A 22,207-nucleotide genomic window follows, 5' to 3' on the forward strand; every position below is an offset into this window, starting at 1 on the left:
CAATGAAGCTGGAACAGTGGCGCAATGCCTGGCAGCAGTTGATTGGCCCCGGATCGCCTTTTGAAGTGGTGACGCCCCCCGACAGTAGCCCGCGCTACTTTCGCCATGCCTGCGCGAACCTGCTCGAGGCCATCGATGCAGGCCGCGTGCATGGCGAGCGCGAGTTCCTGATCTGGGAGCAGCAACGCCTGACGTTCGCTGACTTTTTTGATCAGGTCGACCGTCTGGCCGGGCAACTGTCACAACGCTTTGGCGTGAAACAGGGTGACCGGGTAGCCATCGCCATGCGCAATCAGCCCGCGTGGCTGGTGGCTTTTGTCGCCGTGCAGCGCTGCGGTGCGGTGTGTGTGCCGCTCAACAGCTGGGGCCTGCGCGATGAGTTGTTTCATGGCCTGCAGGACAGCGGCGCGCAGGTGCTGGTCTGCGACCAGCAGCGCCTGCAGTTGTTGGCGGACGATTTGCTCGGTGAGCGCTTGCTCAGCATTGTGGTCGGCGCGCAAGCCGGGCTGATGCTGCCGTCCAACTGCCAGCGATTCGAAACCCTGGTCGAGGCGCCGGCATTGGCGCTGCCTGCCATTTCCATCGGCCCTGACGACCCGGCACTGATTCTCTACACCTCGGGTACCACCAGCCGTGCCAAGGGTGTGTTGTCCAGCCACCGGGCCATTTGCCAGGCCCTGACAGCGCTGGAGTTCCAGTCGGCGTTTTGCGCTGTCAGCTCCCCGGAGCGTATCCAGGCGGTGATCGACAGCGGGCTGGCGCCGACCAACCTGATGGCGGTGCCGCTGTTTCATGTCAGCGGTCTACACGCGCAGTTCTTGCTGGCCTTGCGCAGCGGCCGGCGTTTGCTGTTGATGTACAAGTGGGACGTGGACAAGGCCTTCGACCTGATTCGCGATGAGCGCTGCACCCAGTTCAACGGTGCACCGGTGATGATGCAGCAATTGCTGGGTTCGCCACGCTTTGACAGCGCCGACAGCGACAGCCTTTACGGTCTGGGGCTGGGCGGGGCGATGGCGTCCAGCCGCCTGCTGGCACAGATCAGCAAGCGCAAACCCAAGGCAATTGGTGGCAGTGGCTACGGTTTGACGGAAAGCAACGGCATCGGTGCGGCAGTGGGTGGCGATCAGTTCGTCTACAAGCCCGACTCGGTGGGCTGGCCGCTGCCGATCGTCGATGTGTGTATTGGGCCGGACCCCAAGTCCCCGTTACCAGTTGGGCACAGTGGCTTGATCTGGTTGCGCTCGCCAACCCTGATGAACGCCTATTGGCGCTTGCCTCAGGCCAGTGCTGAAACCTTGCAGGACGGTTGGCTGGACACCGGCGACATTGGCATGCTCGACGACGAGGGCTTTCTCTATATCACCGACCGAGCCAAGGATCTGATCAACCGGGCGGGAGAAAAGATATCGGCCAGCGAAGTGGAGTCGTGTATTTGCGAAATGCCTGGCGTGATCGAGGCTGCCGCGTTTGCCCTGGAAGATGAGGAACTGGGTGAACGCATGGTGCTGGTGTTGCGCAGCGAGCAGCATCCGGCACCCACGCAGGAGCAGGTCTGTGCCTTCATTGGCCAGCGTCTGGCGGCCTACAAGGTGCCGGCCGACGTTCACACCCGTCACGAACCATTGCCGCGCAATGCCTCGGGCAAATTGATCAAGGCGCAGCTCAAAGATTTGTTGATCACAATCTGACTGATTAGTCTTTCCGGACGATGTTCTCCCCAGCAGATCAGGAACAATGGAGTACCCCAGTAGTCCTGGTCTGCGAAGGAGCCAATCGATGAAAACAACAACAAAAGGCGTGATGTTCGTAGCTGCAGTGGCCGTCAATGTCGGCCTGCAAGGCAGCGCATTTGCGCAAGTGTCGCCTGAAGAGGCTGCCAAACTCGGCAAGGAACTTACCTGCGTCGGTGCCGAGAAAGCTGGCAACGCCGAGGGCACTATCCCGCCGTTCACCGGCAAGTATTTGGGTGAAGTGCCGGGTTGGAATCATGTGAAGTTTTCTGGCGATCAGCCGGTTGACCCGTACGCTGACGAGAAGCCGATTCTGGTCATTACCGCGCAGAACATGAGCCAGTATGAAAAGCACCTGACCGATGGTCAGAAGGCATTGCTCAAGCGCTATCCGACCACATACAAAATGAACATCTACCCCGGCCATCGTGATTTCCGTTACCCGGACTATGTCTGCGAGCGGGCGATGAAAAACGCCTTGAGCGCCAAGCTGGTGGACGACGGCATGGGTGTCGAAGGAATCGGCCAGGTGCCGTTCCCGATTCCGAAGAACGGCATGGAGCTGCTGTGGAACCATCAACTGCCTGCGCGTGCCTACACCGAAGAAAAAATCAGCGACCTGGCGTCGGTACTGCCTAACGGCAGCATTGGCTGGGGTAGGGCGCATGCGCGTAACCTGTCGCAAGCCAACTCCCCAACAGTCGAGCCCAAGACCGAGAACTCGATCCAGGCCATGAGCTGGAACACCACGCTCAAGCCGGTGCGTGACAACGGTGTGGTGAGTATTTCCCAGGAACCTTACAACTTCCTCACCAACCCACGCCAGGCATGGAGCTATAGCCCATCGACCCGGCGCGTGCGGCAGTTGCCGGGCTACGGCTATGATCAGCCGATGATTGGTACCAACGGCACTATGACCGTGGATGAAGACCGGCTATACAACGGCTCACCGGAGCGCTTTGACTGGACCCTGATCGGCAAGCGTGAAGTCTACGTACCGGCTAACGCCTTCAAGCCGAACAGCGGTGACATCAAGTACGCCGACATCCTCACCCCCAACCACCCCAACCCTGACTACATGCGCTATGAACTGCGTCGGGTGTGGGTGCTGGAGGCGAAGTTGAAAGAGGGCTACCGCCATGTCTACGGCAAGCGAGTGTTGTTCATTGACGAAGACACCTGGAACGCAGTGGCTGCTGACAACTACGACAGCCGTGGGGCGTTGTGGAAGCATGCGATGATCAACTACTACTACCACCCGGACATGAGCGGCTGGCAGGCCGGTTCGCAGTTCTTCATGGACTTGAACTCGGGACAGTACACCGGCTATGCGATGACCAACGAATCGAAGAAGGGGCCGATTCTCAACGAATCGAAGTTCACCCCGGACATGTACACCGCCGATGCGGCGCGGGCAATGGGGCGTTGACTTTAGCTGCAACCTGAAACTAAAAAACCCCAGATGAGAATCTGGGGTTTTTTTTGTCCGCAGTTTTGCTTTCAGGCTTCGCGAGCGGCGCGATTGCCGGCGGCGATGGCGCCTTCGATGTAACCCAGGCTCTGGCAATCACCGATGCTGACAACCTTGAGCCCGGCACTGCTCAGCGCATCGGCCAGGGTGGTATCAGGTGTTGCGCCGCTGGCCAGTACCACTGAGTCGCACTGCACATCGCCAGCCTCACCTTCAGCGGTTTGGTAGCGCACGCGGTTGCCCTCGATGGCGGTGACGGTGACGCCAGTCAGCAGTTGTCCACCATGCACGCGAATGCCATGCAGCACCCGCCAGCGGCGCACGATTGCCAGTTCACGGCCCAGGTGGCCGGAGCTCTCCAGTACACACACCTGGCGTCCGCGAGCGATCAGGAACTCGGCCAGCTCCAATCCCACCAGCCCACCGCCAACAATGGTCACACGCTTGCCCAACGGCATCCACACGCGCGACAACTTCTGGATGGCTTCGGTGCTGTCGGTAACGCCGATCAAGTTGCCGGCCTTCATCATGGTGCGCTGGGTCAGCGACAGTTTGCGCTTGGCAATTTCCTCGGCGCGGTCACCGGTCATCAGGCGCCGCAGTTCATCGCCACTCCAGACGTGGTTCTGCTCGGCCCCAGGGATGTTCGGTGCAGCGCGTTGTGCACCGGTGGCAACGATTACCTGGTCGACGTCAAGATCACGCAACAAGGCTGCGTCTACGCTCGTCTGCAGGCGGACATCGATGGGCAGTTGTTCTACCTGATAGAGCAGGTTGTCGAGCAGACGACCGTTTTCGGGGTAGGCAAGAGCGGCAAAGAACAAGGTGCCGCCCAAACGATCACTGCGTTCAAACAGGGTCACCCGATGGCCACGCAGGGCGGCAACGCGCGCCGCTTCAAGACCCGCCGGGCCACCGCCAATCACTGCCACATGCTGCGCAGCCGCCACTGGGGTGATGACGCGTTCGCTCTCATGGCCGGTTTGAGGGTTGACAGCGCATTTGACCCGCTGGTTGATGAATATCTGGCTGACGCACACGTAGCAATAAATACACGGGCGGATCGCCTGCAAATGACCGGATGCCAGCTTGTTCGGCAATTGCGGGTCAGCCAGCAGTTTGCGTCCCATGGCGATGAAGTCGCAGTGGTTGGCGGCAATCGCGCTTTCGCCCGCTTGCGGTTCGATCCGTCCGACGGCAATCACTGGAATGCTTACGCATTGTTTGATCGCCCCAGTCCACTCGAGAAAGGCGCCCGGCTTTTGCACCAGAGGCGCCTCGGTGAAGGCCACGCCACTGGTGATAGCGGCGTAGGCGGAAACGCTGACCGCGTCGGCCCCGGCCGCTTCGGCCAGGCGCGCCACCGCTTTGGCATCCTCAAGGGTAATGCCGCCGGGGGTGAACAGCTCTTCGGCATCCAGGCGCAGCCACATGCCAAAACCTGAACCTACGCGCGCGCGAACCGCAGCCAATACCTCCAGCAACAAGCGCGCACGGTTTTCCAGTGAGCCGCCGTAGGCATCGTCACGCTTGTTGTAATACGACGAGAGAAATCCGGCGATGATGTAGTTGTGCGCGGCATGGATCTCGACACCATCGAAACCGGCGCGCTGCGCCCGCTCGGCGGCTGCGGCAAACCATTCGACCATCTGGGCGATGTCGTCCTGGTCCATGACGCGCATCTCGATTCCGCCTTTGCGCCCGCGCACCGCACTGACGAAAGAGCTGAGTTCTTCGGGAGTCAGGGCCTGCATCATGTCCGAACTGCTGGCGGGTGGAATCGACGGCACCCACAGCGGTCGGCCTGCGGCCATGTCGCGGATGGCATTCTTGCCAGCGTGCTGCAATTGCATGGCGATCTTCGCACCGTGCTTGTGCACGCGCTCGGCCAGGCGGCTCAGGCCGGGGATGAACTCATCGGATGAGACCCCCACCTGGTAGGGTTCGGCGGTACCGGAGGGAAAGGCGATGGCGCACACACCCATGATCAACATGCCGGCGCCACCTGCGGCGCGTGCTTCATAGTAGGCCTGGATACGTTCGCCACAATGGCCATCGGCCTCGGCAAAGTTGGAGCCCATGGGCGCCATGATGATGCGATTGCGCAGTTGGATCGGGCCAATGCGGCCAGGGGCAAGCAAGTGGGACAGTTTTGTCATTGTTATGTCAGCCCATAAAGGTGGCCGGTCGATGCGACAGCAGCAGGGCTGCCGCTGTCGCAGGGTACCTAGGCTTGGTTCAGGAACTCGAGGCAGGAACGGTTGAACAACTCGCTGTGTTCCACCTGCACCCAATGCCCACAACGATTTAGCATAATAAAGCGCGCGTCAGGGGCGTTATCGAGCACTTTCATTGCGCCGCCGACTGGGTTGAAGTTGTCGTTGGTGCCCCAGAAACCGAGGATCGGCACCTTCAGCTCATGCAGGCGCTCGGTCATGTTCGGCACCATCATGGTCGAGAACAGGCAGTGCGGCTGGTGCCGGGCAACCGCGACACGCTCGGCCAGCAGGCTATCGGGCAACTGTGAAGTGTCGAACAGTTGCAGGCTCATGATCTGGCGCATCTTGTCGATGTCCAACGGGCCGGCATTGAACAGTTCGACCATGCGCTGAATGCCGATCTTGGCGAAGTAGGTTTCGCGTTCCTCGACGCCGCCGGGTGCCATCAGGATCAGTTTGTCGAGAATCTCGGGCTGTGCCAGGCCCAGGCCGATGGCGATTGCACCGCCGAGGGAATTGCCCAGCAGGGTGCAGCGCTGTATTTCGAGAGCCTTGAGCAAACCGGAGACGGCGCCAACGAAGAAGTCCAGGTCGTAGTTGATGTTGTCCGGTTTGTCCGAGCGGCCGAAGCCTGGCAGGTCGATCACCAGGTTACGAAAGCCTGCAGCGACGAACGCGGGGAAGTTACCCTTGAAGTTGCTATAGCCACTGGCACCCGGGCCACTGCCGTGCAACCACACCACGACGGGGCCGCTGCCTTCATCGAGGTAGTGCAGGCGCAGGCCGTTGTCGAGGGTGACGAAATGGCCAATGGGCAACGGTAGGTCTTGTTCTGACATCTTTGAGTCTCCATTCATCAGGCGGTTACTGCAGTTTCAGGGTCGGCAACCGGCACTGCCGGCTGCCTCAGTTGCGCGCGATAGCGCGGCAAGGCCATGCCCAAGAATAATGTCGAGAGCATCAGCATCGAGATCGAGGCAGCCAGGGCGTAGCGCAAGGCTTCAGCGCCCAGCGAGGGGGCGAACATGTCACTGAGTACACCGATCAACAGCGGGCCAACGCCCACCCCCAGCAGGGTCATGGCCATGACAAAGATCGACGTCGCCTGAGCCAGGCGTGCAGCCGGAAATAAATGGGTTACGGCGCCAAGGCACGGCGTTGCCCACCAGGTGCCGAAAAAGGCGAAGCCTGCATAGAACACGAATGCAGTCGGCACCGGGGTGCTGCCCAGGTGAAACAGCGTGCCGGTCGGCCAGAGGAAGTACGCCAGCGCGAACGGGATGCTCACCAACGTCGCGAGCAGCGGCACGCCAATTTGCCAACCGGGGTCTCGGCGGGCCATGCGGTCGGAAACGATGCCGCAGGCGAGGGTGCCGAAGGTAGCACCGGTGCCACCCACCACACCGACCAGAAAGCCTGCATCCTGCAGGTTCAATCCGTGGGAACGGATGAGAAAACTCGGGCTCCAGGTACCAATCGCATAGCCGGCAATGGCGCTGGATGCGCCGGTCAGCACCAACCACAGGAATGAAGGAGTTTCCATCAACTTGGCCATGGTCTTGGCCCAGCCTTCCTGGACCACTGCAGCCGTGTACTGCGCTTCGCTCGCCACTTTCGGCGCACGCACCGTGAGCCACAGCAACAGACCGAGCAGGATGCCGGGTACACCGATGATCAGGAACGCCGAACGCCAGCCGTAGTGCTGGGCAATCCAGCCGCCGAAGCCCAGGCCGAAAATAGCGCCAAAGCTTGAACCGAGCATGAGTATCGACAACGCGGTGGAGCGGTTCTTGGCCGGGTACAGCTGCGAAATCATCGCCACCGATGGCGCCGTTCCTCCAGCTTCACCGACCGCCACCCCAATCCGCGCCATGACCAGCAACCAGAAGCTGGTCGCCAGTCCGCACGCCATGGTCATGACGCTCCAGGCGATACAGCAGGCAGCGATCACGGGCTTGGGCCCGATGCGGTCGGAGAGTCGTCCGAGAGGGAAGCCGAACAGGGTGTAGAACACCGCGAAGGTTACCCCGGAGAGCATTCCGATGCCGGTATCGGAAATGCCGAACTCGGCTTTCACCGGCTCGATAAGGATCGCCATCAACTGCCGGTCGATGTAATTGAAGATGTAGATCACGGCCAGTACGAACAGTGCGTAATGAGTACGCCAGGTAACAGGGATGGATGAGTTCACTGCGGGTGCTCCCGGTTTTGTTCTAGTGAGGAGGAGCGTGGACCGGATCGAGGTTGGGCACATCGTCCGTTCAGACCACTCGTTAGTGCGGCGCAAGGCAATCGCTGCTGCTTAGTCTTATCGGACGATGTTGCACTTCTCTGCAGGGTGAATGATGCGTTCCGTGCTCGATCACCTGGCCGCTCGGTGGCGGTGATCGCAATAGCAAAGGCGTGCGGGCGAACCACGTTGACCCCGAGCGCCCGGTCGCGTGTTTTATCGGAGAAAAGGATGAACAATTTCAACAACGCAAGCCTGCTGTCTGCTGACGATCGTGGGGTTGTGCCACGCGAGCAGACGCAGGCCATCCTCGATCGCCGTGCTGAAGCCAGTGCACGGATCAAGCCGGCAGATCGCTATACCTTGGCTGATCGCTTGGAAGAACAAGCACAGCGCCATGGCGAGCGGCCTTTCATCATCTACGGCGAGCAGCGCCTGAGCTTCGCCCAGATCAACGCCCAGGCCGATCGCCTGGCGCATGTCTTTCATGCCCGTGGCCTGCGCCCGGGTGATGTCTGTGCACTGGCAATGGAAAACCGCCCGGCGTTTTTCTGCTGTTGGTATGCACTGGCCAAGCTCGGGGTGGTGGTGGGCTTCGTCAATACCCAGCTCAGCGGCCGAACACTGACGCATTCGCTGGAAGCGATCAACGCCAAGGCGATCATTGTCGGCGAAGAGATTCTGGGCAATTTTCTCGTCACCGAAACCTTGCCGCCGTTGCCGCTCTGGCTGGTAGAAGATACCGAGCAGCCGTGGTCGGGTGAGGTGCCAGATCAGGTTGATACGCGCTTGAACGAAGCCCTGGCCGCGGCGCCGAGCACGCCGTTCCCGCGGGACCTGCGCGCAGACCTGAGCGCCGAAACGCCCAGCCTGCTGATCTTTACCTCCGGTACCACCGGCTTGCCGAAAGCGGCGCGCTACAGCCATATGCGCTGGATGTCGACCGGCGACATCATGGAAATCACTTTGCAGACGACGGTGCAGGACGTGTTCTATTGCTGCCTGCCGCTGTACCACGGTGCAGCCGCCACGTCGGTAACCTCTACCGCGCTGAAGACCGGTGCGGCGATTGTGGTGCGACGCAAGTTCAGTGTTCGCGAGTTCTGGAACGACATCCGCAAGCATCAGGTTACGGTGTTCCAGTACATCGGCGAGATCTGTCGTTACCTGCTGAACCAGCCTGAGGCTGCTGGCGAGCGCGAGCACAGTTTGCGTTGCATGCTCGGTGCCGGGCTGACGCGAGAAACCTGGCAGAACTGGGTCCAGCGCTTCGGGCCGATTCAGGTGTTTGAGGGCTGGGGTTCCACCGAGTCCAATACCAACGTGGTCAACGTCGACAATTATGTGGGCGCCTGCGGTCGTGTGCCGTTCTGGGAGAAGAGCAATCTGCGCCTGGTGCGCTATGACGTTGAAACCGACAGTCATCCCCGCGACCAGTATGGTTTTCATCAACTGTGTGAAGTGGGAGAGGTGGGCGAAGCGCTCGGTTTCATCATCAATCATCCCAACATCGGCGGTGGACGCTTCGAGGGTTACACCTCGGCCGAGGCCACTAACAGCAAAATTCGGCGCAACGTGTTCGTCGAGGGCGACGCTTACTGGAGCTCCGGAGACCTGCTGCGCTTCGATGAGGATGGTTACCTCTATTTCATCGACCGCATCGGCGACACCTTCCGCTGGAAGAGCGAGAACGTCTCGACCCTGGAGGTGGCTTCTGCGCTGGGCGACTTTGCCGGGCTCGAGCTGATCAATATCTATGGCGTGCAGGTGCCTGGGCAAGAGGGTCGCGTCGGTATGGCAGCGGTGCTGATGCAGCCGGGTCAGACCTTCGATCCAAAAGCATTTTATGCGTTGACCGAGGCGCGGTTGCCGCGTTACGCCGCGCCGATGTTCGTGCGGGTTTCGGCCGCCGCTGACCTGACCAGCACCTTCAAGTTGCGCAAGGTCGACCTGCAGCGCCAGGGATACGCACCCACTGCATTCAGCGATCCGCTGTTCATTCGCGACGAAAGCAGCCGCAGCTATGTCCCCTACAGTACCGAGGTGCTGGAACGCGTAGGCTTGGCTGCCTTTGCCGGTGACGCCAGTGAGTAACCTTGACGCGCAAGGGCACGAATGGCGCGCCGGACTGCGCTTTCCCTGGCCGCAACCGCCTGCCAACGGCGCTGTGCAGGAAATCGCCGAGGGGCTGCTGTGGCTGCGTATGCCGCTGCCGTTCGGACTCGACCACATCAACCTGTATTTGCTGCGCCATGGCGAGGGCTGGGTGGCGGTCGATACCGGGTTGAACAATGCGCAGACCCGTGAAGTCTGGGAAGCGCTGTTCGATACCGCGCTTGCAGGGTTGCCGCTGGTGGCGGTGATCTGTACGCACTTTCACTCCGATCATGTCGGCGTGCTTGGCTGGTTGAGTGACCGCTTTCACTGTCCGGTGTTCATGAGTGCCAGTGAATACCAGGCCATGCATCAGTTGGGCAGGCAGGGCGATGGCAGCAGCGATTGGGCATTCGGCCAGCATTACCAGCGTGCAGGTTTCAGCCCCGAGCAAACCCAGGCGCTGTTCCCGATTCTCGGTTCCGCGCACTTTCGACCACAGGTGCCGACCAGTTTTCACCGCTTGAGCGAAGGCAGTGAGCTGGACATCGGTGGGCGTCGCTGGCAGATCCGTATCGGCCGCGGTCATTCCCCCGAGCATGCCTGCCTGTACTGCGCCGAAGACGGCCTGCTGATTTCCGGCGACCAGGTACTTCCGCGGATTACCTCAAGCGTCTGCGTCCAGGTCACCGAGCCTGATGCTGACCCGCTGCGTGACTGGCTCGACTCGATCCATGACCTGCGCACAGTGCCCGACAGCGTGCTGGTGCTGCCGGCGCATGAGCGACCGTTTTTCAACCTGCATGAGCGCCTTGATCAACTGCATGCCCATCACCAGACGCATCTGCAGCAGTTGCTGGACGCCTGCACGGCGCCGCGCACTGCCATGCAGTTGATGGCGGTGCTGTTTCCAGCGGTTAAGGGGCGCTTCGATGAACTGATGGCCATCGGCGAAACCCTGGCCCATGCCAATTACCTCATCGCTCAAGGGCGATTGGTACGAGAAGAACTAGCCGGTGTGTTTCGGTACTCGCGCCCGGATGAAGGTGTCATTGCTCGGTCTGCGCTAGGGCAGCTCTGAGCAGGCAGTGGGAAGTATTGGTGTTCTTGCACATTTGCGCGGCCATCGGGTCGTTTATCGGGAGAGGCAGTGTGACTAATAAAAACAAAAAATATGGTGCTGGCCCAAGGGTATCGGGCTTCGAGTTATCTGGTCTGGTGGTGGCGATTGCGTTGGTGTCGACACCCGCATGGTCCGGTGAAACCATCGAGTTCGACGACGGAACGACGATCGACTGGACCGTAACAACCAGCTACGGCCTTGGTGTGCGTTTGTCCGATCCGGACAAGGACCTGCTGACCCTCAACGGTGATGACGGCGACCGCAACTTCGACAAAGGCAGCCTGGTGACCAATCGCATTGGTGCCCTGGCGGAAATGATCGTGCGCAAGGACAACTATGGTGCGGTATTGCGTGCCAGTACCTTCTACGATGATGTCTACCATCGCTCCAACGACAACGATTCGCCGGGCACCGTCAACAAGAACGGCGACCACAATGAATTCACCAGCGATACCAAGTACTACGCCGGTGGCCGCAGTAAGTTCCTCGACGCCTACGTGTTTGGTGGCTGGCGTTTCGAGAACGATTCGATGCTCGACGTCAAGGCCGGGCGTCACATCGAGTCGTGGGGTGAGAGCCTGTTCTACCCAGGTGTCAGTGGTGTGCAAAGCCCGTCCGATGCGGTCAAGGCAGCGCAGCCGGGGGTCGAGGTCAAGGAAGTGCTGTTGCCGGTCGGACAAGTTTCGGCATCGTATCGACTGAACCCGCAACTGACCTTCGGCGCCTATGTGCAATATGAATGGATGGGCACCGAACTGCCACCGGTGGGTAGCTACTTGTCTACCAGTGACGTGGTAGGGCCGGGGCGGGAATTCATTCTCGGCGCCAATGGCTCTCGGATCGACTATCGCGGCACCGATGAACCGCGTGACAGTGGCCAGTGGGGTGCGCAGGTTCGCTTTCGTCCGGTGCCAGCCCTGGAGTTGTCACTGTTTCATGTCAATTATCACGACAAGAACCCTGCCACTGCATTGGTGGGCTACCAGGCAGTCCCGGCAGGTCCGGGCGTGTTCTTCGGCGCCCCGGATGGCTACCGCATTACCTACTTTGAAGACATAAAACTGACGGGTATCAGCGCTTCGACGAAAATCGGTGAAACCCAGATCGGCGGCGAGTGGTCCTACCGCGATGGCGCACCGGTAATGGTCAACACTGGCCTGGGCCCGACTCCGGCCCGTGGCAAGGGCCAGCAGATGCAGCTCTCGGCTATCCGCATCCTGGGCGATCGTCCGTGGGCGAGCCAGACCTCGTTGACCGCCGAGATCGTTCACGTGCGTGTCGACAGTGTCGACGAGGCCTCGGCGGCGCCTAACCTGCAGGCCCTTGGTGACAGCCTGATTGCGCCGATGCGTCCACTGGTGCAGCCATCCGATGACTACACCTACAAGACCGCCACGGCCTGGCGCAGCAAGACTGCCAGCGCCTACACCCTTGGCGCATCCTTCAGTTACCCGGGCGTATTTGAAGGCTGGGACCTGGAAGTACCGGTTAACTTTTCCAACGTGTTCAGCGGCGCCACACCAATGGCTGGGACCATCTCGGGACTGCAGGGCGACCGGCGCTTGAGCGTTGGCACCACCTTCAAGTACCTGGGCAACCTGGAAGTCGCTCTGCGGGTCACCGGCTACCTGGGTGAAGCGGATCCGGTCAAGCGTTTGCTGGCGGACCGTGACTATGGCACGTTCTCGGTGAAGTACAGCTTCTGATCCCCGTGGCGGCGCCAGGCCTGTATCGATCCTGGCGCCCGCCGTGGCCTAGTCAAAATGGACGATCACTCGCTGCAGCAGTTGTGGCATGGTCACTACACAACAAAATCCGAAGCACACAGCTTTCGAGTGGGGGATACATGGGTCTTAAAGGTCATGCGGCGATTGTAGGCGCCGCGCAGTACAAGCCGGAAAAGTATGCCACTGCACCGCGCATGTTCCACCTCGAACAAGTGGCCGACCTGGCCGCGCAAGCGCTACGCGACGCAGGGCTGCGTGCCGAAGACCTCGATGGTCTAGTGATCAACGGCCCGCACTTTCATGAAGCTTCGGTGTTCGTACCGGCCATGGCCGCCGAGTACCTGGGCTTGACCGTCAATTTCGCCGAAGTGGTCGACCTGGGCGGTTGCACGGCGGTGGGCATGGTATGGCGCGCCGCTGCAGCCATCGAGCTGGGCTTATGCCAGGCCGTGCTCTGCGTAATGCCTGCACGGATGGCGCCTATGGGGCCTGACGAAGACCCCAGCGCAATGATTCGCGCCATGCGCTACGGTGGCCACAGCACCGCCTTCGGTGCTCCGGAGGCAGAGTTCGACTTGCCGTACGGGCACATGGGCCAGAATACCGGCTACGCCATGATCGCCCAGCGCTATGCCGCGCAGTACGGTTATGACCCGATTGCGATGGCCAAGATTGCCGTTGACCAGCGCACCAACGCCCTGGCCAATCCCCAGGCGATGTTCTACGGCCAACCGTTGACCATCGAGCAGGTGCTGGCGAGCAAGCGCGTTGCCGACCCGCTGCATGTACTGGAAATTGTCATGCCGGTGGCCGGTGGCGCGGCACTGATCATTGCCTCCAAGGAAGTCGCCGCGCGTGCCCGTAAGCGCCCAGCGTTCATTACCGGTTTTGGCGAACACCTGGCATTCAAATCGCCGTCTTACGCCAAGGACATGATCCACACCCCGGTGGGGCCAGCCTCGCGCCGCGCGTTCGAGATGGCCGGGCTGAAAACGACTGATGTCGATGCCGCCCAAATTTACGACTGCTACACCATTACCGCCTTGCTGACCCTCGAAGACGCCGGTTTCTGCGCCAAGGGTGAGGGCATGCAGTTTGTCCGTGAGCACGACCTGACTTGGCGCGGCGATTTCCCGATGAATACCCACGGTGGCCAGCTCAGCTTCGGCCAGGCCGGTGCGGCCGGGGGCATGTCCCAGGTGATTGAGGCGGTCACACAGATCAGTGGAGAAGCGGGCGAACGCCAGCTTGGGCGCTGCGATGCGGTTTACGTCTCCGGAACCGGTGGCGTGATGAGTGAACAAGCTGCATTGATTCTTCAGGGAGCATGACCTGCATGTCGAACAATAAGCCAATGCCGGTGCCAACCGAAATTTCCGCACCGTTCTGGGAAGGTCTCAAGGCCCAGCGCCTGTTGGTCCAGCAGTGCAACGTCTGCGAACACTGGGTGTTTTACCCGCGTCGCCACTGCCCCAAATGCCTGGCCCATGACCTGGCCTGGCGTGAAGTCAGTGGCGGCGCCAGCCTCTACAGCTTCACCATCGCGCGCATTGCCACGCTCCCGGATTTCGCCGACGAAATGCCGCAGAAGTTGGCGGTGATCGAACTGGATGAAGGCGTGCGCATCAACACCACGCTGGTGGGGCTGGAAGAGGAACAGATCCGCATCGGTATGCGTCTGCAACCGGTGTTCGCCGAAGTGGATGCCAAGGGATCCCGGTTGCTGCGTTTTACCGGTATGGAGCAAGACAGCTCCGCCCTGCAAAGCTGGAGCGGTGCAGCCCAGGCCCCAGCGGCCGAGGCTGCCGCGCCAGCACCTTCACGCCAGGTGGCGATGGATGACGAGACGGCGTTGCAAAGCCTGGTCAGCGACACCTTCAGTGAGTGGAGCAACGAGGTTGAGGTCGACCAGGAACTGATCGATGCCTTTGCCAAGCTCTCGGGCGACAACTACTGGATTCACACCGATCCTGAGCGCGCGCGCAAGGACAGCCCGTTTGGCGGCACCATTGCCCACGGTGCGCTGGTACAGGTGCTGCAATCGCGACTGCAACTGTCGCTGGGTTACGAAATCACCGGCTTCAGCACCATGGTCAACTACGGCTCCGACCGCTTGCGCTTCCCGGCGCCAGTACCTGCCGGTTCGCGCATCCATGCCCGGGCCCGGGTCAAGCAGGTGGCACGGGTCAAACGTGGCACCCAACTGACCCTGGAAGTGAACACCCATGTGGTGGGCAGTGATCGTCCTTCGGTGATCAATGACCTGGTGATCCTGTACATGTAAGCCGGCAAACAGCGGCTAGGTCGGCAGCCACGCTGCACGCGCTGCCGACCCGCAGCGCGATTCAGTCGCGGTCGGGAATTTCCAAGAAGTGAAGGAGCTGAGATGAGTATCTTGTTCGAGCCGCTGCGCCTGGGTGAACTGCAATTGGCCAACCGTATTGTCATGGCGCCGATGACCCGCAGCCGTGCCAGCGCCGATGCGCTGCCGGGTGCCGAGATGGTTGACTACTATCGCCAGCGCGCCAGTGCCGGACTGATCATTGCCGAAGGTACAGCGCCGTCGGCCAACGGCCTGGGTTATTGCCGCACCCCGGCCATCTACACAGCTGCACAGATTGCCGGCTGGCGGCAGGTGACCGACGCGGTGCATGAGCGCGGTGGCCGTATCGTCCTGCAATTGATGCATGTGGGGCGCGCCGCGAGTCGCTACAACAAGCCTGAAACGGCGGCGACCGTAGCGCCTTCGGCGTTGCGGGCACAGACCCGACTGTTCAGCGATATCGCCGGTATGGTGGACACCGACGAACCTCAGGCCCTGAGCCTGGAAGGTATTGAAGCGACCATCGGCGAGTACCGCCAGGCGGCGATCAACGCCCGTGAAGCAGGCTTTGACGGCGTCGAATTGCATTGCACCAGTGGTTACCTGCCCATGCAGTTCATGGCCGCGGGCAGTAACCTGCGTACCGATGCCTATGGCGGGAGTGCTGACAATCGAGTGCGCTTTGCCAAGGAGGTATTACAGGCCATGGCGGGCGCTATCGGCGCCGGTCGGGTTGGCTATCGCCAATGCCCAGGCAACAGCTACAACGACATCGAGGATGCCGATCCGCTGGCTACGGCTACAGCGTTGTGCGCAGCAGTAGCGCCGCTGGGTCTGGCTTACCTGCACATCATGCGCTCACCTGTGCCTGGCATCGACGCCTTCGCCCTGGCGCGCCAGCACAGCAACAGCGGCGTGATTCTCAATGATGGCTTTGACGGGCCAACGGCGCGGGCAGCGCTTGCAGCAGGCGAGGGCGATGCGGTGTCGTTCGGCCGGCATTTCATTGCCAATCCGGATCTGGTCGAGCGCCTGCAAGCGGGCTTGCCACTGGCTGGCTTCGACCGTCATACCCTCTACACCCCGGGGGCACGCGGCTATTCGGACTATCCCACCCATCAGGCGGCAAGCCTGGAAGTGGCACCATGAGCACTCAATCGCCAAACGCCTGAAGCTATTGCGAGCCTCTGCGCGACACCCACCCATTCGGGTTATGGTCGGCGCCCGTGAATCACCTGATAGTAACGCCATCGGCTCACCCTGAGCAGTCACACGACGGAGTTGCTATGCGCAAGGCACTGAAGGTGATGTGCAGTCTGTTGCTGGCGTCCACCGCCACGGCCACCCTGGCCACCGAGGTGGATACCGGCAATACACTCAGGTTGTACAACTGGACGGACTACATTGGCGAAACGACTCTGGCCGATTTTGAAAAGGCCACCGGCATCAAGGTGATCTACGACACCTTCGATGGTTATGAAACCGTACAGACCAAATTGCTCACTGGCCGCTCCGGCTATGACCTGGTGATGCTCAATGCCTCGCTCGTGCCGCCGTTGATCAAGGCGGGCGTATTCCAGGCACTGGACAAGCAGCAACTGCCCAGTTGGCACAACCTCGATGCGCAGGTGGTGCAGAATCTCCAGGATTACGACCCTGGCCTCAAATACTCGGCGCCCTACACCTGGGGCAGCTCTGGGGTGACCTACAACGTCGACAAAATCAAGGCGCGCATGCCGGATGCGCCCATTGGCTCGTTGGCGATGTTGTTTGATCCGAAGATCGTCTCACGCTTCGCCGATTGCGGTGTAACGCTGATGGATGCACCGACCGAGGTGATCCCGCTGGCGCTCAAATACCTGGGCAAGGATCCGCGCAGCGCGGCACCGGCCGATCTCAAGGCGGCCGAGAAACTGTTGCTGGACATCCGCCCCTACATCAAGAAGTTCGACTCGGTGAACTACCTCACCAGCCTGCCCAACGGCGACGTGTGTATGGCCCTGACCTGGTCGGGCGACTACGCCACGGCCCAGGCTCGTGCCGAAGAGGCGAAAAAGGATATTCAGCTGGCGTTCTTCATTCCCAAGGAAGGCTCACTGATCTGGTTCGACAACCTTTACCTGCCCAAGGATGCGCCGCACACCGCCAACGCCCACCGCTTCATCGAGTTCCTGCTGCAGCCGCAGAACATGGCGAAGGTGACCAACTACATCCACTACGCCAACAGTAACGCCGCGGCCACCGAGCAGGTACTGGCGGACATACGCGACAACCCGGCGATCTATCCCGATGCCACCACGCGCGAACGGCTTTTTGCGCAGAAAACCCAGGAACCCCGGGATATGCGCGCGATCACCCGCGTCTGGAGCACGGTCAAGACCGGCTTCTGAGCAAGCGTTCTCTCATTACCTTCGCCAAGGAACTGACCATGGCCACGCCAACTAATGCTGTTGCACCTGTTTTTGCCCAAGACCCTCTGGTGGAAGCCGACAAGGCCCATTACATGCACGGCTACCATGTATTCGACGAGCACCGTGAGCAGGGCGCGCTGAACATCGTCGCCGGAGAGGGTGCCTATATTCGCGACACCGATGGCAACCGCTTTCTGGATGCCGTCGGCGGCATGTGGTGTACCAACATCGGTCTGGGCCGCGAAGAAATGGCCCTGGCCATAGCCGATCAGGTGCGCAAGCTGGCGTACTCCAACCCGTTCTCCGACATGGCCAACCCGGTTGCCATCGAACTGTGCGAAAAGCTGGCGCAACTGGCGCCGGGTGATCTGGATCACGTCTTTCTGACCACGGGCGGTTCGACGGCGGTCGATACCGCGTACCGCCTGATCCAGTACTACCAGAACTGCCGGGGCAAAGCGGACAAAAAACACGTCATTGCCCGCTACAACGCCTATCACGGCTCTACCACCTTGACCATGTCGATCGGCAACAAGGCGGCCGACCGGGTGCCGGAGTTCGATTACGCCAACGAACTGATCCATCATGTGTCCAATCCCAACCCGTACCGGGCGCCGGACGATATGGACGAAGGCGAATTTCTCGACTTCCTGGTGGCCGAATTCGAAGACAAGATCCTCTCGCTGGGCGCTGACAACGTCGCGGCATTCTTTGCCGAACCGATCATGGGTTCAGGCGGTGTGATCATCCCGCCCAAGGACTATTTCCTGCGGATGTGGCAGGTGTGCCAGACCTACGACATTCTTTTCGTCGCCGATGAAGTGGTGACGTCATTTGGCCGCCTGGGCACCTTCTTTGCCAGTGAAGAACTGTTCGGCGTGCAGCCGGATATCATTACCACTGCCAAGGGTCTGACTTCGGCGTATCTGCCACTGGGAGCGTGTATCTTCTCCGAGCGGATCTGGAAGGTGATTGCCGAACCGGGCAAGGGCCGTTGTTTCACCCACGGCTTTACCTACAGTGGTCACCCGGTGTGCTGTACGGCGGCACTGAAAAACATCGAGATTATCGAGCGCGAGAAGCTGCTCGATCACGTCAAGGAGGTGGGTGGTTACCTTGAACAGCGTTTGCAAAGCTTGCGTGAACTGCCACTGGTGGGCGATGTGCGCTGCATGAAGTTGATGGCATGCGTAGAGTTTGTCGCCGACAAGCGCAGCAAGGCATTGTTTGCCGATGCGGTGAACATCGGTGAGCGTATCCACCGCCGCGCCCAGGCCAAGGGCCTGTTGGTACGCCCGATCATGCACCTGAACGTGATGTCGCCGCCGCTGATCATCACCCATGGCCAGGTCGACGAAATCGTCGAGACCTTGCGCCAATGCATCGTCGAAACCGCCAACGAACTACGCCGCGAAGGCTTGTACAGCGGTACATGAGGGTGAGGCTTGGCGCCATTGCCCAGGTGCAGGCTCGTGGCCCAGCAGGTAGACTGCGGGGCATGAGCCATGCATCCCTGGAAACTCCCGTCTGCCTGTCCCTGGGCGCCTTGCAGCAATGGCATGCAGCGCTGCAGAACGCCTGCGCCCATATAGAAACGGCCGATGCCCTTGAGCACCTGGCGGCGGCCATCAGTCAATTGGTGGCGGTCGAATCGATGATGATCAGTCTAGAGTGCCAGGGCCAAGCGCCACAGTTGCTGTATCAGCAAGGGATTCCCGAGCAGCACCGCGATGCCATCCTCAATCGCTACTTTGCTGCCGGCTACTTGCTCGATCCGTTCTGCCTGGCCGTGGAGAGCGGCCTGGCCCAAGGCTTCTATCACCTGGAAGACATCGCACCGGACCACTTTTTCGACAGCGACTACTACAAGGCCTATTACTTGGGTACCGGCTGCAGCGAAGACAGCTACTTCATTGCCGATGTCGGCGCTGCGCGCAAGATTTCCCTGAGTTTGTTCCAGGGCTGTAGCGGCTCGCGCCTGGCCCCGGAGCAGGTCAATCTGCTGCGTGCGGTCGAACCGATGATTCGCGACCTGCTGGCCCGCTTTGCCCAGCACGGTCTGGCGCAGGCGCCTGCTGATACTGAACACAACAGCATTCAAGCCGCCTTCGACAGTTTTGGCTGCCAGGTGCTGACCGATCGTGAGCGCGAAGTTGCCCACATGATTCTGCGCGGTCACTCGGTGAAATCCACGGCCAGCGAACTCGGTATTTCCCCTGAGACCGTGCGCATGCACCGCAAGAACCTCTACCTCAAGCTTGAAATAAATTCGCAGTCCGAGCTGTTTGCGCTGTTTATCGATTGGCTTGGACACCGCTGAGCCGCGTGCCCTGCAGCATGGCCGCGGCTACAACCTGCAGATTAGCCGGTCGCGCTGGCGCGAGTAGTCCACGGCAATGGACGGCCACGCGGCTGGCGTGCGCTTGCGTCACCCTGCGGCCTTGACCGCCAGCACATTGCACAAGGTGTGATCGAGCACATGCTCGGTGGTGCTGCCGGTCAGGCGTTCGAGCAGTTTGCGTGGATGATTGCCCATCACCAGCACATCGGTACGGCTATGGGCGACGAACTCGGCAATGCTGCGGGTGATCGGCGCAGAAAGAAAATGCTGGCGCTCCACGGGTACGCCATGGCGTTCGGCAAGGCGTTCGAAGACCTTGTGAATGGATTTGCGTACGTTGCTGTCGAAACCTGGTACGGTCACGGTGCCGGCGCCAAAGTCGGACATGTGGGTATGGGCGCTGTCGCACACATGCAGCAGATGCAGTTCGGCATTGCATTGGCGTGCCAGGTCGCTGGCGGCCTGAATGACGGTTTCGTTGAGGTCGTTGTGCGGGTGTTCAGGGTGGGTCGGGTCGACGGCTGCCACCACCACACGGGGCAGGGGACAATGCACTGCCGAAACCAGATGCACCGGGCAGTTGCACTCGCGTAGCAATTGCCAATCCAGCGGTGTGAACAACAGGCGTTTGTACGCCGGTTCATGCTGCACATCCTTGATCAGCAGGTCCGCTTCGACTTCTTGCACCTGGGCCAATGCAGCGCCGAGCACGTCGCGGGTCAGGAGGGCTTCGGTGCTGACACGAATGCCATTTTCATGCAGCAAGGTGGCTTCGTCGGCAAGCCACTGCAGGTTGTTCTCCAGGCGGGTCTGGTTGCGGTGTTCGTCGCCGCTGATCAGGCCAAGGGTGTCGAGCTCCTCGACGATGGCACAGATATGCAACGTGGCACCGGTCGCGTGTGCCAGGGCGGCAGCACGCTCCAGTGCTGGTGTGTGGCGCATCTCGGCGCCGACCATCAGGAACAGGCGTTGGTACTGGCTCATGATGCACCTCCGGTGGCGTTGTATTGCCAGACCCCGAGCTAGAGTTTAGCCCATTGCCCACAACGCTCACGTAAGCCTTGCCAACGCCACCTGACCGTTGGTCACTCAGCCGCGGCGGTTCAGCCAGACGGTCTGGGCGTTGCAGAACTCGCGAACACCGAAGTGCGAGAGCTCACGGCCAAAACCACTCTTCTTGATCCCGCCGAACGTAACCCGCGGATCGGAAGCACAGACGCCGTTGATGAACACGCCGCCGGTGTCCAGTTCTTCAGTCAGTTGGGCTGCCAGCTCCAAGTCCTGAGTGTAGAGAGTCGATGCCAGGCCAAATTCGCTGTCGTTTGCCAGCTCCAGAGCATGGCGGGCGTCACGGGCAGTGATGATCGAGGCTACTGGCCCGAACAGTTCCTGACGGAACGAGGTCATTTGGTCGGTTACATCGGCCAGTACGGTCGGGGCGTAGAAGTTGCCCGCACCGTCGACCTTATGGCCACCGAGCAGTAGGGTAGCGCCTTCGGCCAGGGTGGCCTGGACCTGCTCGTCGAGCTCGTCGCGCAGATCGAAGCGCGCCATCGGACCAAGGTACGTCTGCTCCGACAGCGGGTCACCCATGACCAGCTTGCGTGTGGCTTCGAGGAATTTTTCGGTGAAGGCTTCGACCACACCCTGTTCAACGATCAAGCGCTTGGCCGCGGCGCAAACCTGGCCAGTGTTGGCGTAGCGGCCGACCACGGCGGCTTTCACCGCTTCATCGAGGTTGGCGTCGTTAAGGACGATAAACGGATCGGAACCGCCCAGCTCCAACACACATTTCTTCAACGCTGCACCGGCCTGGGCACCGATGGCGATGCCAGCGCGCACGCTGCCCGTCAAGGTGACGGCAGCGATGCGCGGATCCTTGATGGCCTGGGAAACACCCTCTGGGGTGACGTTGATGACTTCAAACACACCGTCTGGCAGGCCGGACTGCTTGATGACGTCGAGCAGCAGGTAGGCGCTGCCCATCACATTCGGGGCGTGCTTGAGTACGTAGGTGTTGCCGGCGATGAGCGCCGGTACTGCGCCACGCAGCACCTGCCAGACCGGGAAGTTCCACGGCATTACCGCCAGAATCGGGCCCAGCGGCCGGTATTCGATGCGAGCCTGGCCGTTATCCACCAGCGTCGATTCGGCGTTGAGCATGGCCGGGCCTTGTGCTGCATACCACTCGCACAGTTGCGCGCATTTCTCCACTTCGCCGCGGGCCTGGGCCAGCGGCTTGCCCATTTCCAGGGTGATCATTTTCGCCATGGCCTCGGCGTTGTCGCGGATCGCAGTGGCCAGCGCCAGCACCCGCTGCGCACGTTCGGCCACCGGGGTACGGCGCCATTGGTTGAAGCCGCCCGCTGCACGGGTCAGTGCGGCATCCAAGTCTGCTTCAGAGGCGTAGGGATAGTGACCGATGGCTTCACCATTGGCGGGGTTGATCGACACGGCATGGGTATGGCTGGAGAACACGGTCATGGCACTGTCCTGCAAGAATTAGGGAACATTGCCAGCGTAGAGCGCTATGCA

Annotated in this window: 16 protein-coding genes; 11 read left to right on the forward strand and 5 right to left on the reverse strand. The window is 60.8% G+C overall.

Annotation, left to right across the window (positions count from 1 at the left end; genetic code table 11):
- The first annotated feature begins 2 nt into the window (after positions 1–2).
- Positions 3–1,691: a class I adenylate-forming enzyme family protein gene (locus V0R60_RS01265; protein ID WP_330078602.1), complete on the forward strand. Its 1,689-nt coding sequence runs from the start codon at positions 3–5 to the stop codon at positions 1,689–1,691.
- 88 nt (positions 1,692–1,779) lie between these two features.
- Entirely contained in the window at positions 1,780–3,162 is a 1,383-nt protein-coding gene (locus V0R60_RS01270) for a DUF1329 domain-containing protein (RefSeq protein ID WP_371922196.1), read from the forward strand.
- A gap of 71 nt (positions 3,163–3,233) precedes the next feature.
- Here the strand turns inward: V0R60_RS01270 and V0R60_RS01275 are convergent, their stop codons facing one another.
- From V0R60_RS01275 to V0R60_RS01285, 3 genes are all read right to left on the reverse strand, one after another.
- Positions 3,234–5,363, reverse strand: a complete 2,130-nt coding sequence (locus V0R60_RS01275) for an oxidoreductase (RefSeq protein ID WP_330078601.1) — start codon at positions 5,361–5,363, stop codon at positions 3,234–3,236.
- A gap of 68 nt (positions 5,364–5,431) precedes the next feature.
- A complete protein-coding gene (locus tag V0R60_RS01280; RefSeq protein ID WP_136476218.1) occupies positions 5,432–6,262 on the reverse strand; it encodes an alpha/beta fold hydrolase in 831 nt (276 codons plus the stop codon).
- Positions 6,263–6,279: 17 nt separating this feature from the next.
- Positions 6,280–7,614, reverse strand: coding sequence for a spinster family MFS transporter (locus tag V0R60_RS01285; protein WP_136476217.1), 1,335 nt, complete (start codon positions 7,612–7,614; stop codon positions 6,280–6,282).
- A 270-nt stretch (positions 7,615–7,884) separates the two neighbouring features.
- Between V0R60_RS01285 and V0R60_RS01290 the strand changes: the two genes are divergently transcribed.
- The 9 genes from V0R60_RS01290 (at position 7,885) to V0R60_RS01330 (ending at position 19,651) form a co-directional block, all read left to right on the forward strand.
- Positions 7,885–9,747 carry a long-chain-acyl-CoA synthetase gene (locus V0R60_RS01290; RefSeq protein ID WP_330078600.1) on the forward strand — a complete coding sequence of 621 codons (1,863 nt, stop codon included), beginning with the start codon at positions 7,885–7,887 and terminating at the stop codon, positions 9,745–9,747.
- Positions 9,740–10,828 carry an MBL fold metallo-hydrolase gene (locus V0R60_RS01295; RefSeq protein ID WP_330078599.1) on the forward strand — a complete coding sequence of 363 codons (1,089 nt, stop codon included), beginning with the start codon at positions 9,740–9,742 and terminating at the stop codon, positions 10,826–10,828. Before V0R60_RS01290 ends, V0R60_RS01295 begins: the two co-directional genes overlap by 8 nt.
- Before the next feature lie 71 nt (positions 10,829–10,899).
- Positions 10,900–12,576 (forward strand): DUF1302 domain-containing protein, encoded by a 1,677-nt coding sequence (locus V0R60_RS01300; protein ID WP_136476214.1) that lies wholly within the window; start codon positions 10,900–10,902, stop codon positions 12,574–12,576.
- A 140-nt stretch (positions 12,577–12,716) separates the two neighbouring features.
- Positions 12,717–13,928 (forward strand): thiolase family protein, encoded by a 1,212-nt coding sequence (locus tag V0R60_RS01305; protein WP_136476213.1) that lies wholly within the window; start codon positions 12,717–12,719, stop codon positions 13,926–13,928.
- Positions 13,929–13,933: 5 nt separating this feature from the next.
- Positions 13,934–14,881, forward strand: coding sequence for a bifunctional OB-fold nucleic acid binding domain-containing protein/MaoC family dehydratase (locus V0R60_RS01310; RefSeq protein ID WP_330078598.1), 948 nt, complete (start codon positions 13,934–13,936; stop codon positions 14,879–14,881).
- Positions 14,882–14,983: 102 nt separating this feature from the next.
- Positions 14,984–16,069, forward strand: coding sequence for an alkene reductase (locus V0R60_RS01315; RefSeq protein ID WP_330078597.1), 1,086 nt, complete (start codon positions 14,984–14,986; stop codon positions 16,067–16,069).
- A gap of 137 nt (positions 16,070–16,206) precedes the next feature.
- Complete coding sequence (locus V0R60_RS01320; RefSeq protein WP_136476210.1) at positions 16,207–17,310, forward strand: polyamine ABC transporter substrate-binding protein; 1,104 nt, start codon at positions 16,207–16,209, stop codon at positions 17,308–17,310.
- Between the two features lie 38 nt (positions 17,311–17,348).
- Positions 17,349–18,767, forward strand: a complete 1,419-nt coding sequence (locus V0R60_RS01325; protein WP_330078596.1) for an aminotransferase — start codon at positions 17,349–17,351, stop codon at positions 18,765–18,767.
- Positions 18,768–18,829: 62 nt separating this feature from the next.
- Positions 18,830–19,651 (forward strand): helix-turn-helix transcriptional regulator, encoded by an 822-nt coding sequence (locus V0R60_RS01330; RefSeq protein ID WP_136476208.1) that lies wholly within the window; start codon positions 18,830–18,832, stop codon positions 19,649–19,651.
- Positions 19,652–19,759: 108 nt separating this feature from the next.
- On the opposite strand, the gene V0R60_RS01335 is transcribed toward V0R60_RS01330, so the two are convergent.
- Positions 19,760–20,656: a universal stress protein gene (locus V0R60_RS01335; RefSeq protein ID WP_330078595.1), complete on the reverse strand. Its 897-nt coding sequence runs from the start codon at positions 20,654–20,656 to the stop codon at positions 19,760–19,762.
- A gap of 105 nt (positions 20,657–20,761) precedes the next feature.
- On the reverse strand, positions 20,762–22,156 hold the full coding sequence (locus V0R60_RS01340; RefSeq protein WP_136476206.1) for an aldehyde dehydrogenase family protein: 1,395 nt from the start codon (positions 22,154–22,156) through the stop codon (positions 20,762–20,764).
- Positions 22,157–22,207: the final 51 nt, after the last annotated feature.

The sequence above is a fragment of the Pseudomonas auratipiscis genome (assembly GCF_036324085.1).
GTDB classification, from domain to species: Bacteria; Pseudomonadota; Gammaproteobacteria; order Pseudomonadales; family Pseudomonadaceae; genus Aquipseudomonas; species Aquipseudomonas auratipiscis.